At 71.0% G+C, this 14075-nt stretch carries 12 protein-coding genes and 1 tRNA gene; 9 read left to right on the top strand and 4 right to left on the bottom strand.

Features of this window, described 5'->3' with window-relative positions:
• Nucleotides 1–50 precede the first annotated feature (50 nt).
• Genes QSK17_RS00140 through QSK17_RS00125 form a run of 4 tightly spaced genes read left to right on the top strand, consistent with a single transcriptional unit; the run spans nucleotide 51 to nucleotide 3727 of the window.
• A complete protein-coding gene (locus tag QSK17_RS00140; RefSeq protein WP_285702257.1) occupies nucleotides 51–800 on the top strand; it encodes an LbetaH domain-containing protein in 750 nt (249 codons plus the stop codon).
• Nucleotides 801–806: 6 nt separating this feature from the next.
• On the top strand, nucleotides 807–2129 hold the full coding sequence (locus QSK17_RS00135; RefSeq protein WP_285702256.1) for a UDP-N-acetylglucosamine 1-carboxyvinyltransferase: 1323 nt from the start codon (nucleotides 807–809) through the stop codon (nucleotides 2127–2129).
• Complete coding sequence (locus QSK17_RS00130) at nucleotides 2129–3163, top strand: serine hydrolase domain-containing protein (protein WP_285702255.1); 1035 nt, start codon at nucleotides 2129–2131, stop codon at nucleotides 3161–3163. Before QSK17_RS00135 ends, QSK17_RS00130 begins: the two co-directional genes overlap by 1 nt.
• A gap of 33 nt (nucleotides 3164–3196) precedes the next feature.
• The gene (locus QSK17_RS00125; RefSeq protein ID WP_285702726.1) at nucleotides 3197–3727 is read left to right on the top strand and encodes an FAD-binding protein; all 531 of its coding nucleotides are present in this window, start codon (nucleotides 3197–3199) and stop codon (nucleotides 3725–3727) included.
• 14 nt (nucleotides 3728–3741) lie between these two features.
• Here QSK17_RS00125 and QSK17_RS00120 read toward each other — a convergent pair.
• Both QSK17_RS00120 and QSK17_RS00115 read right to left on the bottom strand, forming a co-directional pair.
• Nucleotides 3742–3820: transfer RNA gene (locus QSK17_RS00120), tRNA-OTHER, on the bottom strand.
• Nucleotides 3821–3924: 104 nt separating this feature from the next.
• On the bottom strand, nucleotides 3925–4740 hold the full coding sequence (locus QSK17_RS00115; RefSeq protein WP_285702254.1) for a crotonase/enoyl-CoA hydratase family protein: 816 nt from the start codon (nucleotides 4738–4740) through the stop codon (nucleotides 3925–3927).
• Nucleotides 4741–5028: 288 nt separating this feature from the next.
• Here QSK17_RS00115 and QSK17_RS00110 point away from each other — a divergent pair, with 288 nt between their 5' ends.
• The 5 genes from QSK17_RS00110 to QSK17_RS00090 all read left to right on the top strand — a co-directional run bounded on the left by QSK17_RS00110 (nucleotide 5029) and on the right by QSK17_RS00090 (nucleotide 11426).
• Nucleotides 5029–6579 (top strand): acyl-CoA synthetase, encoded by a 1551-nt coding sequence (locus QSK17_RS00110; RefSeq protein ID WP_285702253.1) that lies wholly within the window; start codon nucleotides 5029–5031, stop codon nucleotides 6577–6579.
• Nucleotides 6569–7534: a Zn-ribbon domain-containing OB-fold protein gene (locus QSK17_RS00105; RefSeq protein WP_285702252.1), complete on the top strand. Its 966-nt coding sequence runs from the start codon at nucleotides 6569–6571 to the stop codon at nucleotides 7532–7534. The genes QSK17_RS00110 and QSK17_RS00105 overlap by 11 nt, the downstream gene beginning before the upstream one ends.
• A complete protein-coding gene (locus QSK17_RS00100) occupies nucleotides 7534–8622 on the top strand; it encodes a thiolase family protein (protein WP_285702251.1) in 1089 nt (362 codons plus the stop codon). The genes QSK17_RS00105 and QSK17_RS00100 overlap by 1 nt, the downstream gene beginning before the upstream one ends.
• On the top strand, nucleotides 8615–9763 hold the full coding sequence (locus QSK17_RS00095; protein WP_285702250.1) for a thiolase family protein: 1149 nt from the start codon (nucleotides 8615–8617) through the stop codon (nucleotides 9761–9763). Before QSK17_RS00100 ends, QSK17_RS00095 begins: the two co-directional genes overlap by 8 nt.
• A 73-nt stretch (nucleotides 9764–9836) precedes the next feature.
• Entirely contained in the window at nucleotides 9837–11426 is a 1590-nt protein-coding gene (locus tag QSK17_RS00090) for an acyl-CoA synthetase (RefSeq protein WP_285702249.1), read from the top strand.
• 24 nt (nucleotides 11427–11450) lie between these two features.
• Here the strand turns inward: QSK17_RS00090 and QSK17_RS00085 are convergent, their stop codons facing one another.
• Nucleotides 11451–12197 carry a hypothetical protein gene (locus tag QSK17_RS00085; RefSeq protein WP_285702248.1) on the bottom strand — a complete coding sequence of 249 codons (747 nt, stop codon included), beginning with the start codon at nucleotides 12195–12197 and terminating at the stop codon, nucleotides 11451–11453.
• Between the two features lie 14 nt (nucleotides 12198–12211).
• Nucleotides 12212–14038, bottom strand: a complete 1827-nt coding sequence (locus tag QSK17_RS00080; RefSeq protein ID WP_285702247.1) for a substrate-binding and VWA domain-containing protein — start codon at nucleotides 14036–14038, stop codon at nucleotides 12212–12214.
• Nucleotides 14039–14075: the final 37 nt, after the last annotated feature.

Here is a 14075-nt window from a genome sequence, read left to right as displayed (position 1 = left end):
TCGTCCGGTCCCATCGCTGCATCAAGCCACGATGAGAGGAGAACCCCCTGATGTCGTCTCCCACCCGAACCCTCGGCCGCTGCGAGATCACCACGCCCGCAGCTGACACCTACACCGCCGACGCCCGGCTCATCCCCGCGTACTACACCGACGTCGCCGCCAGCCCGTACGTGGCCGACCTGCTGGCCCGCTGCCGCACGGTGTTCGACGTCAAGCCCGTCATGTGTGCGGACCTGGACACCCCCGGAATTCTGGCTGTCGCCAGCGACGGTTTCGTCGCCGACGGCGCCCAGGTCGAGGGCCTGGTCATCGTCCAGGCCGGAGCCCGCATCGAGGCCGGGGCCCATGTCATCGGCCCAGTGCTCATCTGCTCGGGCGCTGAGGTGGCGGCCGGGGCGCTGGTGCGCGACCACAGCGTGATCGGCCCCGGCTGCCGCATCGGCTTCGCCGCCGAGATCACCCGCAGCCTCCTCGTCGCGGACGTGCTGGCCAAGCACCCCTGCTTCGTCGGCGACTCCGTCATCGGGCGAGGCGTCAACATCGGCGCGTTCTGCTCCACCACCGCGCTGCGCTGCGACCGCGGGCCGGTGGCCGAGCCCGCCACCGAGGAGATCACCATCACCCTGGACGGGCAGCGGATCGGCACCCGGCAGACAAAGTTCGGGGCCGTGATCGGCGACGGCGTCGCGCTGCCCGCCGGGACTGTGCTGTCACCGGGCACCCTGATCGGCCCCGGAACCGTCATCTATCCCCGCGATCAGGTGGGCGGCTTCCTGGCCACCGGCTCCCGGGTGCGGTGAGAGACCGTGGCCAGCAACAGCACTCCGACCAGCAACAGCCACGGCATCGGCTTGAACGCCGTGGTGAAGGCCACCGGCGGTATCCCGCTGAACGGCCGCGTACAGGTGCAGGGCAGCAAGAACATCGCCCTGCACCTGTACGCGGCTGCGCTCCTCGCCGACGCCCCGGTCGTGCTGGCAGGCGCGCCGGACATTCTGGATACCGACGTGTGCGCCCGCATCCTCAGCGCAACCGGCACCCCCGCCCGCTTCTGGGGCGGCCGCCTGTCCACCACCCCCGGCGGCAGCCTCACCCCGGTGATCGATCCCCAGCTCGGCAGCCGCGTCCGCACCACCGCAGTGCTGGCCGCCGCCGTGCTGGCCCGAGCCGGGCAGGTGACCTTCCCCACGCCGGGCGGGGACGCCTTCTGCACGCGCCGCATCGACCGGCACCTGGCCGCCATGCGCGCCGCCGGGGCCGAGGTCACCAGCGACGGCTACCTCATCCGGGCGGTGTGCGCACACGGCGGCGTGCGCCCGTTCCACGTCGACGTGGTCACGCCGTACGGGCCCAGCCTGGGTGCCACCGTGACCGCGATGCTGCTGGCTGCCCGCGCCGACGGCACCTCGTTGATCACGAACCCGTCGATCGAGCCCGAGGTCACCGAGACCGCCCGCTTCCTGACCCAGCTCGGCATCACCGTCGCATTCGACAACACTGGCCTGCACGTGGCCGGCAGCGACCGGACCGGAGGCGGCACGTTCGCCGTGGCCACCGACCGGATCGAGGCGGCCACCCTGATCATGGCTGCCGCCGCGACCGGTGGCCGTGTCCAGCTGGACGGCATCACCACCAGCGCCCTCCCCGAAGGGCTGCGGCAGACGCTGGGGGCGGCGGGCGTCCACCTGGCCGACGAACCCAGTGGCCTGGTGGCCAGCGTGCCCGGCGAGCTGCACGCGGTACGGGCCGCCACCGGACCGCACCCGGGTCTGCCCACCGATGCGGCCCCCCAACTGGCCGCCCTGCTCACCCAGGCCCGCGGCACCTCCGCAGTCGACGAGCGCGTCTACCCGCGCCGCGACACCCACACGGCCGGGCTGCGCCGCTTCGGCGCCGACGTGCACGCCACCGGCGCCACCGTGCACGTGCGCGGTCCAGCCAGCCTGCGCGCCGCCCACGTCGAGGCCGACGACATCCGGGCGGTGACAGCTTTGCTGATCTCCGCACTGGCCGCCCACGGCAGCTCTACCATCGCCGGGATGTACCACCTGCGGCGCGGCTACGGCGACCTGCCAGCCAAACTCGCCGCGCTCGGAGCCGACATCACCATCGACGCGGAGGCAGCCTGATGCCCACAGTCTTCACCCTCGACGACACGACCCGCCTGACCGAGACCCTCCGCCAAGCCATCGACGAGAACGTCACCCCGGGCGGCGTCATCGTCTGCGGCACCCGCGGCGGGGAACGGCACGTCATCACCGCCGGGGCCATCGGCGAGGAGGCCGGCGGGGCGCCCGCCACCGAGCACACCCTGTACGACATCGCTTCGCTGACCAAGGTGGTGGCCACCTGGCCGCTGGTCGGCCGGCTGCTCGATGCCGGCCTGTTGGAGCTCGACTCGCCCGTACGCGACTTCCTGCCCGCCATCTCCGGCGAGGCACCCAGCGGACAGGCGACCATCCGCCAACTGCTCGCCCATACCAGCGGGCTGCGCGCGGCCACCCGGCTGGACCACTATCGCGGCGCTGAGGCACCCTTGCACGAGCTGCTGTGCCGCGAGCCTTTGGAGGACGAGCCAGGTACCCACCGCTACATCAACCGCGGCTACATCCTGCTCGGCCTCGCCCTGGCGTACATGGGTGGGCTGCCGCTGGAGGCTCTCGCCGGCGACCTGTGGGGCCGCATCGGCATGACCTCCACCTGCTACGGCCCCGTCGCCCGCCGGTCTGACGTCGCGCCCACCGAGCAGCGCATCCCGGGCGCACCCCGCATCTGGGGCAGCGTCCACGACGACAACGCCGCCCTGCTCGGCGGCATCGCCGGGCACGCCGGTGTCTTCGCCACCCCGCTCGATCTGGCCCGCTACGCCGAGCACCTGCTGACCGCGTACTCCGATGACCAGTCCGAGCTGGGTGAGTGGCTGCACGCCAGCCTCATCGGTCAGGTGACCATCGAGCCGGGCCTGCAGCGCGGCCTGGCGTGGATCCTCGCCGACGAGGGCCGCCTCGCCTACCACCACGGCTGGACCGGCACCAGCCTCTACCTCGCCCCGCACACCGGCAGCTACCTGGTTATCTGCACCAATGCCGTCTACTACGGGCACGCCCGCGGACGCCTGGCGCCGCTGCGCACCTTGGCCCTGAAAACCCTCTCCGCCGCCTGAACGAAGGGATCCGACCCGGCCACCTGGCCCGACATCGCCAACGCTGCCCGCCAGGACCCCGACTCTCCCTTCACGCTCGGTGGCGACAGCAACATCCTGGCCGCCGACTCTGGATACCCCGGCTTGGTGATCCGCATGGCCACCACCGGCATCAGTGCCCGGGCCGTCGGCGACGGCTCGGTGGAAGTGACCGTCCAGGCCGGAGAACCTCTGCAGCGCCTGGTCCGCTACGCCGTGGCCGAGCACCTTTCGGGCATCGAGTACCTGGCCGGGATCCCTGGCACCGTCGGGGCCGCTCCGGTGCAGAACACGCGCCTACGGCCAGCAGATCGCCGACACCCTGACCGCGCCGGATGGCTTCTGCAGCAGTGTGGTCACCACCCAGGTCAGCGCCTGGCCCCGGGCGTGTACTGCTCTACCCGGCGCACCCTCACCTTGGTCGCCCGCGACGGCGCCACCGCCACGGCGTTCGCCACCGCGCTGCGCACTCTGGCCAGCCAGGTCATGCGGCAGACAGGAATACGGCTGCGCCCTGAACCCGTCATGGTCGGTTATCACATGTAGCTACATGAACACGGTGCTCTCGGCCGGATTCGAACCGGCGTTTCCGAGTCCCTTGCGGGTGCTCGGTGTCCTGGGCCGCTAGACGAAAAGAGCAGGTAGCGCGCTCATGATCCCACAGAACAGCGAATGCGGGAGGGATCGTAACGCGCCTTCGGTGTCGCGAACAGTTCCAATTCACAACTCCCGCGGCGCCCCTGTCACTTCCCGCGGTAAACCGGCGGGCGCTTCTCCCGGAAGGCTCGTGAGCCCTCCTTGGCGTCCTCGGAGCCGATCACCGGCCATCCGATGGCGTCCGAGACCTCCAGTGCCTCGGCCTCGCCCATCCCCAGCGTCTCGCGGTACGTCCGCAGGATGGCCTGTACGGCGAGTGGCCCGCAGGCGGCGATCTCGGCGGCCAGTTCCCGCGCGCTCTGCAGCGCCGCACCGTCCGGGACGACCCGGTTGACCAGGCCCATCGCCAGCGCCTCCTCGGCGGTGATCGCCCGGCCGGTGAGCAGGATGTCCATCGCGAAGGCGTACGGGATCTGGCGCGGGAGCCGTATGGCGCTGCCGCCCATGGGGAACAGCGCGCGCCTGGCCTCGAAGAGTCCGAGGGTGGCGCTCTCGGCGACGATCCGCAGGTCGGTTCCGATGAGGAGTTCCGTGCCGCCCGCCACCGCGTAGCCCTCGACGGCGCAGATGATCGGCTTGGCCGGCAACGACGCGGTGTCGCGGAGCAGGCCCTTCCAGTGGTAGTTCTCGATCTCCGCGGCCCGGCGGCGGACCTGCTCGTCGGCGGAAGGGGAGCCCATCGCCTTGAGGTCGGCTCCGGCGCAGAAGGTCCCGTTCGCCCCGGTCAGGATGCCGACCCGGACCTCCGGCTCGGCCGAGATGTACGCCCACGCGTCGGCGAGGCCGACCAGCATGTCCGTCGAGAGGGCGTTCCTGGCTTCGGGGCGGTCCATCGTGACGACCACGATCGGGCCGTCCCTCTCGACCCGGCAGTGCGGTGTGCTGATCGGCAGGAGATCCACGGACGCCTCCGCTTAGTCAAGCGCTTGGTTAAGGAGAACCTGATCCTAGATCGGCCGCGCCCGCCCCCGCCAGATTGACAAATCAAGCGCTTGATCGGCGTCGGTGCCCGGGGTTAGTCTGCCCGCAACGTACTAGAACCGATTCTCGTTTGGAATCACGGCCGGGCCAGGGGTCGATTCAGCCTGGCGTCGTTCGGGGGGAAATCAGGAGGAGTGGGACCGCGCCACGACGGGCGGTCCCGGCAGACGGAACGGGCGCACGGAACGCACCGGACAGGGAGCATGGACATGGGCTCGCTTGGCTTCTGGAGGATCGCGCAGGCCGACCCCGAGTGGATCGCCGCGGTGGACCCCGATGGCACGGAACACCGGGCGGGAGACGTGCTCGCGCGGGCGAACCGCCTGGTCCACGGACTCCGCGAGCTGGGTCTCCAGCCGGGTGACGGCATCTGCGGCCTGGCGCCCAACGGCGTGGACGGCCTGGTGCTCTACCTCGCCGCGTTGCAGGCCGGGTGGTACTACACCCCGGTCAACTGGCATTTGACCGGCCCCGAGATCGGCTACATCGTCGCCGACAGCGAGGCCAAGGCGTTCTTCGTGCACGAGCGGTACGCGACCGAGGGCGCGAGGGGCGCCGACGAGTCGGGCATCGGGCGGGACCGGTGCTTCGCCTTCGGCCAAGTGGACGGGTTCCGGCCCGTCGGCGACCTGACCGACGGCCGTCCGGACACCCTTCCGGAGAACCGCACGGCCGGGGCGACCATGCACTACACCTCCGGCACGACCGGCCGGCCCAAGGGCGTGCGGCGGCCGCTCAACGGCCTGGACCCGGACGACTCCGCCGAGCTGATGACGTTCCTGCTCGGGTTCTTCGGGATCACGCCCGGACGGCCCAACGTCCACCTGGTCACCTCGCCGAGCTACCACACCGCGGTCACCCAGTTCGGCGGCACCGCCCTGCACATGGGGCACACGTTGGTCTACATGGACCGATGGGAAGCCGAGGAGACCCTGCGCCTGTGCGAGAAGTACCGGGTGACCAACTCCCACATGGTCCCGACGCACTTCAAGCGGATGCTGTCGCTGCCCGACGAGACGCGCCGGAAGTACGACCTGTCCTCGCTCCGGTGGATGATCCACGCCGCCGCGCCCTGCCCGGTGCCGGTCAAGCTCCAGATGCTCGACTGGTGGGGCGACGTGATCTACGAGTACTACGCGGCCACCGAGGGCGGCGGCACGATCGCGACCCCCGCGGACTGGAAGAAGCACCCTGGCACGGTGGGCAACGCCTGGCCGATCAGCGAGATCCTCGTCGTCGACGACAACCTCGACGAGGTCCCGACCGGCACGCCCGGCACGATCTACATGAAGATGGCGGGAGCCGACTTCGAGTACAAGGGCGACCGCGCCAAGACCGATGAAGGCCGGCTGCGCGGCTACTTCACCGTCGGTGACATCGGCTACCTCGACGAGGACGGCTTCCTGTTCCTCTGCGACCGCAAGGCCGACCTGATCATCTCGGGTGGGGCCAACATCTATCCCGCCGAGATCGAGAACGAGCTGCTGATCCACCCCAAGGTCGCCGACGCGGCCGTCTTCGGCATCCCGGACGACGAGTGGGGCGAGCAGATCAAGGCCGTCGTCGAGCCCGCTCCCGGGTGCGTCCCCGGGCCCGAGCTGGCCGCCGAGATCCTCGACTCGCTCAAGGGCAGCCTGGCGAAGATGAAGTGGCCCCGGAGCATCGACTTCATCACCGAGATGCCGCGCGAGCCCAACGGCAAGCTGCTCAAACGTAAACTCCGCGACCCCTACTGGGAGGGCAGGGACCGTGCCATCTGAAGCGCCGTCTGGAGCGCCGTCCGGCGCGCGGGCCGTACCGGAGCCGCTGGAGGCACGGCACGTCCTGGAGTTCCCCGGCGGCTACACCCGGACCACCGGACCGGTGATCGGCCGCTTCCTCACCGAGCTGCGCGACCGCCGCATCGTCGGCGTCCGTACGGCCGGGGCCCGGGTGCTGGTGCCTCCCCTGGAGTACGACCCGGCCACCGGCGAGGCCGTGACCGGCGAGTACGTCGAGGTCGGCCCCGCGGGCACCGTCCAGTCCTGGGCCTGGGTGAACACGCCGCGCGCGGGCCACCCCCTCGACCGGCCGTTCGCCTGGGCCACGATCAAACTGGACGGCGCGGACACCTCGCTCGTCCACGCGGTGGACGCGGGCGGCCCCAAGGCGATGCGCCCCGGCCTGCGGGTCCGGCCCCGGTGGCGGGCCGAGCCCTCCGGGCACATCACCGACATCGAGTGTTTCGTCCCCGAGGTCACCGTGATGGCCGCGCCGGTGCGGGCGGAGTACCGCGTCCGCCCCGGCCGGGCGCTCACCCGCTTCCTCGAAGGGGTCCGTGACGGCGTGTTCGTCGGCGGGCGCTGCGCCCGGTGCGACCAGGTCTACGTCCCCTACCGGATCTCCTGCCCGGCGTGCGGCTCCGTCATCGAGGAGGAGCGGGAGGTCGCCGACACCGGCACCGTCGAGACCTTCGCGATCAACAACCTGCCCGACCCGCGCGCGCCCGAGGTGCCGTTCGTCTCCGCGTACATCCTGCTCGACGGCGCCGACATCCCGATGCTCGGCCTGGTCGGCGGCGTCCCGGCGCACGAGGTGCGGCAGGGCATGCGGGTGCGGGCCGTCTGGGTGCCTCCCGAGGAACGGACGATGTCCATGACGAACATCAGGTGGTTCGCGCCCACCGGCGAGCCCGACGCCGATCTGCCCGGTGGCGCGGCGGGAGGTGGAGCCTGATGCGCGAGGTCGCGATCGTGGCGTTCGCCCAGACCGTGCACACCGGTCACGACACCGGCCTGACCGAGGCCGAGATGCTGCACCCGGTGATCGACGAGGTCCAGCGGGCGACCGGGCTGACGCGGTTCGGCTTCACCTGCTCGGGCTCGTGCGACTACCTCGCCGGGGCGCCGTTCTCGTTCGTCTCCGCGCTCGACGCGCTGGGTGCCTGGCCGCCGATCAGCGAGAGCCACGTCGAGATGGACGCCGCTTTCGCGCTGTATGAGGCGTGGGTCCGGCTCCAGCACGGCGACATCGACTCGGCCCTCGTCTACGGCTTCGGCAAGTCGTCCATGAGCGACCTGCGGGAGATCATGACGCTCCAGCTCGATCCGTACTATCTCGCGCCGCTCGGCCTCGACCAGGTCTCGTACGCCGCCCTGCAGGCGGCGGCCCTCGGCGGTGACCGTGCCGATCACCGGGGCGCTCTGGACGAGATCGTACGGCGTAGCCGGGCCGACGGCCGGGCCAACCCCCACGCCCTCGACCTGCCCGATCCCTCAGGGACGGATGACGAGGTCGCGCCGCTCCGGCCGTACGACATCGCGCCGATCACGGACGGGGCGGCGGCGGTCGTGCTGGCCGCCGGTGACCTGGCCAGGGAGCTGGCCGCGACCCCGGCCTACATCAGAGGCATCGCGCATCGGATCGAACCGCACTACCTCGGCATGCGGGATCTCGCCAGGTCCCCGTCGGCGGCGGACGCGGCCCGCGCGGCGGGTGTGGGCAAGGGGCCGGTCGACGTGGCCGAGCTGCACGTCCAGTTCAGCCACGAGGAGCTCATCCTGCGCGAGGCGCTCGAACTGCCGGAGGACACGGTGATCAACCCGTCGGGCGGGCCGCTCGCCGCCAACCCCGTCATGGCGACCGGCCTGATCCGCATCGGCGAGGCCGCACGGCGGATCCTCGACGGCGGCGCGCGCCGCGCCGTCGCCCACGCGAGCTCGGGTCCCTGCCTCCAGCACAACCTCGTCACGGTGCTGGAGTCAGCGTTGGAGTCGGTGCCGGAGTCGGCGCCCGAGACCCAGGAAGGAGCCGACCGTGGCTAACCGCTGCGCCGTCATCGGAGTGGGACAGACGCGCTACACCACCAAACGCAGGGACGTCTCGATCGCGGGCCTGGTCCGCGAGGCGGCGATCCGCGCGCTGGACGACGCCGGGCTGACCTTCGCGGACATCGACGCCGTCGTCGTCGGCAAGGCCCCCGACCTGTTCGAGGGCATCATGATGCCGGAGGTGTACCTCGCGGACGCCCTCGGCGCGGCGGGCAAGCCGTTGACGCGGGTGCACACGGCGGGCTCCGTCGGCGGCTCGACCGCGCTGGTCGGGGCGTCCCTGATCCAGGGCGGTGTGCACGACCGCGTGCTCGTGGTGGCGTTCGAGAAGCAGTCGGAGTCCAACGCCACCTGGGCGCTGTCCACGCACCTGCCGTTCGGCGCCTCGCTGGTCGTCGGCGCGGGCGGCTACTTCGCCCCGCACATCCGCGAGTACATGCGCAGGTCGGGAGCGCCCGACCACGTCGGCGCGCTGGTCGCGGTCAAGGACCGGCGGAACGCGCTGAAGAACCCCTACGCCCACCTCAAGATCCCCGGGATCGACCGCGCGATGGTGGAGTCGACTCCGATGCTCTGGGAGCCGATCCGCTACCTGGAGACCTGCCCCTCGTCCGACGGCGCCTGCGCGATGGTGCTGTCGTCCGAGAAGGCGGTCACCGGGACGCCCGCGTGGATCCACGGCACGGCCATGCGGTCCGAGCCGCTCATGCGCGCCGGCCGGGACACCGTCAGCCCCCAGGCGGGGAAGGACTGCGCCGCCGACGTCTACCGCCAGGCCGGGATCTCCGACCCGCGCAGGGACATCGACGTCGCGGAGGTCTACGTCCCGTTCTCCTGGTATGAGCCGATGTGGCTGGAGAACCTCGGTTTCGCGCCGGAGAACGAGGGCTGGAAGCTCACCGAGGCGGGATGTACCGCGCTCGACGGAGACATCCCCTGGAACGCCTCCGGCGGCGTGCTCAGCTCCAACCCCATCGGTGCGTCCGGCCTGATCCGGTTCGCGGAGGCCGCGTTGCAGGTGCGGGGCATGGCAGGGGAGCACCAGGTCGAGGGCGCCGTCACCGCGCTCGGCCACGCGTACGGCGGGGGCGCCCAGTTCTTCGCCATGTGGATCGTCGGCAGCCGCAAACCCTGAACCAGCGGGGAGCGCGGCAGGGAAGCCAGCAGGAAGACCGGCAGGAAGACCAGCAGGGAAGAAGGTCCCCGGGATGGAGTTCAACCACGCCGATCTGTTCGAGGGGCTCGCCGACGCGGTCGGGGACCGTGTGGCGGTCGTCTGCGGCGACGAGCGCGTGACCTACGCCGACCTGGACGAACGGGCCAACCGGCTGGCCCACCATCTCGCCGATCAGGGAGTCGGGCCCGGCGATCACGTCGGGCTCCACCTCTACAACGGCGTGGAGTACGTCGCCGGCCTGCTGGCCGCGCTGAAGATCCGGGCGGTGCCGGTGAACGTCAACTACCGGTACGTCGAGTCGGAACTGCTCTATCTCTACCGCGACTCGGACATCGTCGCGCTCCTCTTCGACGTGGAGTTCGACGACCGGGTCGCGGCCGTCGCCCCTCAGGCCCCCGAGCTACGCCATCTGATCGCGGTCGGCGGCGACTCCCGCGTGCCCGGCGCGGTGCCGTACGGCACGGCAGTGGAAGGGAGCCCGGCCACCCGGGGCTTCCCCGAGCGCTCCGGCGACGATCTCTACATCATCTACACCGGCGGCACGACCGGCATGCCCAAAGGCGTGATGTGGCGGGTCGAGGACCTGTTCATGGCCTTCGGCGCCGGCAACCCGTACGGCGACCCGGTGAAGACGCCCGAGGAGGTGATCGAGCAGGCCAGGACCTCCGGCCCGCTGGTCATGATGGCGGCGGCCCCGCTGATGCACGGCGCGGCCCAGATGGCGACGTACATCGCCTGGTGGTTCGGCGGGACCATCGTCTACACGCCGAAGTTCGAGGCGGCCGAGGTCCTGCGCGCGATCGAGCGGAACGGCGTCTTCACGATCAACATCACCGGTGACGCGATGGCCCGCCCGCTCGCCGAGGAGATCGCGGCCGGATCCTACGACCTGTCCTCGCTCGGCGTGGTCAGCTCCACCGGCGCGATCCTGACCGGAACGGTCCGCGACCGGCTCCAGGAAGTGCTGCCGAACACGATGATCCTCGACAACTTCGGCTCCTCCGAGTCGGGGTACACCGCGTCCGCGGTGTCGGGCTCCTCGCCCGAGGCCGGCATGAAATACCAGCCCAACGCCAACTCGACCATGGCGGTGCTCGACCACGCCCTCCGTCCGGTCAAGCCGGGCTCCGGCGAGATCGGCACGGTGGCCAAGACCGGACGGATCGCCACCGCGTACTACAAGGACCCGGAGAAGTCGGCCCAGACCTTCGTCACCGACGAGGATGGCACCCGCTGGCTGCTGACGGGCGACCTCGCCCTGGTGGAGGAGGACGGGACCATCCGCGTCTTCGGCCGCGGCTCACAGTGCATCAACACCGGAGGGGAGAAGGTCTTCCCCGAGGAGGTCGAGGCGGTGCTCAAGGGCCACCCCGCCGTGTTCGACGCCGTGGTCACCGGGATCCCCGACGACCGGTGGGGGTTGCGGGTGGCTGCCGTCGTCCAGCCGTACGAGGGGACCTCGCCCACCGGCGAGGAGCTCGACGCCCACTGCCGGCAGCGGCTGTCCGGGTACAAGGTGCCCCGGACGTACGCGTTCGTGGACGAGGTGGTCCGCTCGCCGGCGGGCAAGGCCGACTACCGGTGGGCCAAGGAGACGGCGGGCCGCGCCGCCGCCACCTGAACGCGGGCCCCGCCGAACTCGCCGCTAGCCGAGGTCGCCGCGGGTGGCTTCCTCGACCTCGCGGAGGCTCTGCCGGGTGAGCTCCAGCTCGGAGGTCAGCTCGTCGAGCGCCGCCGTGCCGCCGTCGGCGGCCGAGGTCGCGGTCATCGTCGACACCTCGATCACCCGGGCGACCAGGCCCTCCAGGCTGATCGTGCCGGACTCCAGCCGGGCGATCACGCGGCCTCGGGCCGCCGTCAGCCGGTCGAACACCTCCTGCTGCGCGTTCAGCGCGGCGATCGAGCGGTCCAGCTCACCCGCGACATCCGGCCCGGCCACCTTGCGGGCCGCGGTGAGCCGCGCCTGCTCCTGGTGCAGGAGGCGCGGGTCGAAGCGGGTCAGCGCCGCGCCGGTGACCGACGCCTGACCGGCCAGCCGCCGGAGCGTCGCGACGGTGTCGTGCACTTGCGGCGTCATCGCGGCGATCCGGTCGAGCAGGATCTGGCCGCGCATCGAGGCGGTCAGGTCCGCGAACGAGCCGGCCGCCCGCTCGGCCCGCTGCAGCCAACCGGCCTCCACGCTGCCCTTGGCGACCGGCGGCGGCTCCGGTTCGCTGCGGCGCTCGCCCGCGGTGGACACCCAGGCCGAGGCGAACGCCTTGGCCAGCCAGACCGCGACGCCGACCGCCCCGGCGGCGACGGGATTCACGTTCACGGCCCAGGCCACGCCGCCCGCGGTTGCGCCGAGGAGGAGCCCCCAGGGGTCGCGGAGCTCGTCGGTGAATCGGGACACGGAGGGCTCCTGCCTCAGAAGTTGGAGATCACAGAGGTGAAGACATCGTCGATGCTCCCGGCCTTGCGGGAGTCGTAGGCCGCCGCGTCGGTGGTCTGGGAGATCTTCGTGAGCGTGTCCAGGTCGGCGTCCGAGCCGTACGCGATCGTGAACACCCGGACGGTCTCCTGCCCCGACTCCTTGCGCAGCCCGGAGAGCAGCGTGTTCAGCGAGATGGAGTTGTTGTCCTCGTTCTTGCCGTCGGTCAGGAAGACCACGGCGTTGATCGCGTCACCCTGCCGGTGGGACATGACGTGCCGGTAGGACGCGAGCGTGGTGTCGTACAGCCCGGTCCCGCCGTTCGGGATGAGGCCGTTCAACCGGCTGACCAGGGTCTTCCTGTTGTCCTTACCCATGGGGGAGAGTTCCAGGTAGTCCTTGTCGCCGTCCTGCTTGAGGGAGAACATCCACAGGCCGACCTGGTCGTTCGGGCCGAACTGGGGCAGCGCGTTGATCGCGGCCTCGCGGGCGAGGTCGAGCTTGGACTTGCCGGTCCCGGCGACGTCCGCGCCCATCGAGCCGGAGGTGTCCATCACGATGAGCACGTTGGCGGGCTTGCGCAGCTCGGCCCAGCTCTTGAGGGTCTTGTCGAGCACGTTCGGCATCGGGACGCTGAGCGTGGTGCCCGGCTCCTTCGGGTTCAGCCCGTTCTTCTCGGTGATCAGCTCACCGGCCTTGCCGTCGGCCGAGCGGAACGCGGACGACGCGAACTCCTTCTGCTGCTCGTCGCCGTGGAGGAACTTCAGGAAGTCGGCGGCGGCGGCGCGCTTGGCGTCGTCCGCCCAGGACAGCACGGCGTACGGGTTGTCGGAGAAGAGAGTGCCCTCCTTGGGATAGATCGCCACCAGCGGCACCTTCGGCGTGGCGTGCTTCCCGAGCGTCTTCGGGTCGCCGCTCGGGTTGCCCTGGTTGTAGTCCCAGACCGACTTCTCCTCGACGGTCACGGCCGAGATGTACGACATCGCCGCGCCCTGGTCGTCGGCGTGCTGGAGGTTGGCGAGGAAGGTCAGCGTGGTGTCGCCGTAGTGCACGATCGACCGCTCGACGCCCTGGACGAACTCCCGCGTCTTGCGATCGGTGATGTTCTTCTCCGAGAGGTCGCCGGAGAGGCCGGTGGCCGCGAAGTACGCCCCGACCGTGGCGTTCAGCCCCGCCGTCGAGAAGTTGGGGTTGGTCTTGCCGAGCCGGAACCGCCCCCACTCGGGGTGGCCGTACTTCGCCCAGCCCTTGGGGTCGTTCGCGAGTGCGAGGATGTCCGACCAGCCGAGCTTCTTGCCCGGCCAGCCGAGCGCCTGCGCCATCGGCTTCGGCATGGCGATGACGAGCGGGGTCGTGGCGATCGACGGGTTGTCCGCGCCGACGACCTGCGCCTTGTCCGACCCCTCGGTGCGCTGCTGCAGGAGGGTGATCCACCCGGTGCCCGCCGGGGACCAGACGTCCGGCTTCGGGCCGTCCTGCTCGGTGTTCCAGCCGCGGGCCAGGGCCTGCATCGCGCCGCCGGACGGCTTGGACGTGACCACCACGTCGACGCAGCGGCCGTCGACCTCGTGCCCGTTGTAGCGGTTGGCCATCTTCCGGAGCAGCTCGGCCTTCTCGCTGGACGCCGCCACCGTCAGGGTCGTGCCGCCGTCGCCGCAGGCCAGCTTCTGGCCGGTGCCGTCCCCGCCGGAGTCGCCGCCTCCCGGGCTCGCGCCGTCGCCGAAGAAGAGCTTCAGCCCCACGATCAGTGCGCCCGCGAGGATGATCGCGACGATGAACGGAGCGAAGCTGCGACGGCGCCTCTGCGGCTGCGGCTGGTACACGCGTCCTCCGTGGGGGAAGCCGGGACACGACCTCGAT

This window comes from Microtetraspora sp. NBRC 16547 (assembly GCF_030268965.1).
Lineage (GTDB): Bacteria > Actinomycetota > Actinomycetes > Streptosporangiales > Streptosporangiaceae > Microtetraspora.
This window is presented reverse-complemented; position numbering and strand designations above follow the sequence as displayed.

Excerpts from the sequence above, each read along its gene's own strand:
- QSK17_RS00140 (WP_285702257.1), top strand. The coding sequence starts at position 51 with ATGTCGTCTCCCACCCGAACCCTCGGCCGCTGCGAGATCACCACGCCC.
- QSK17_RS00130 (WP_285702255.1), top strand. The coding sequence starts at position 2,129 with ATGCCCACAGTCTTCACCCTCGACGACACGACCCGCCTGACCGAGACC.
- QSK17_RS00110 (WP_285702253.1), top strand. The coding sequence starts at position 5,029 with ATGGGCTCGCTTGGCTTCTGGAGGATCGCGCAGGCCGACCCCGAGTGG.
- QSK17_RS00100 (WP_285702251.1), top strand. The coding sequence starts at position 7,534 with ATGCGCGAGGTCGCGATCGTGGCGTTCGCCCAGACCGTGCACACCGGT.
- QSK17_RS00090 (WP_285702249.1), top strand. The coding sequence starts at position 9,837 with ATGGAGTTCAACCACGCCGATCTGTTCGAGGGGCTCGCCGACGCGGTC.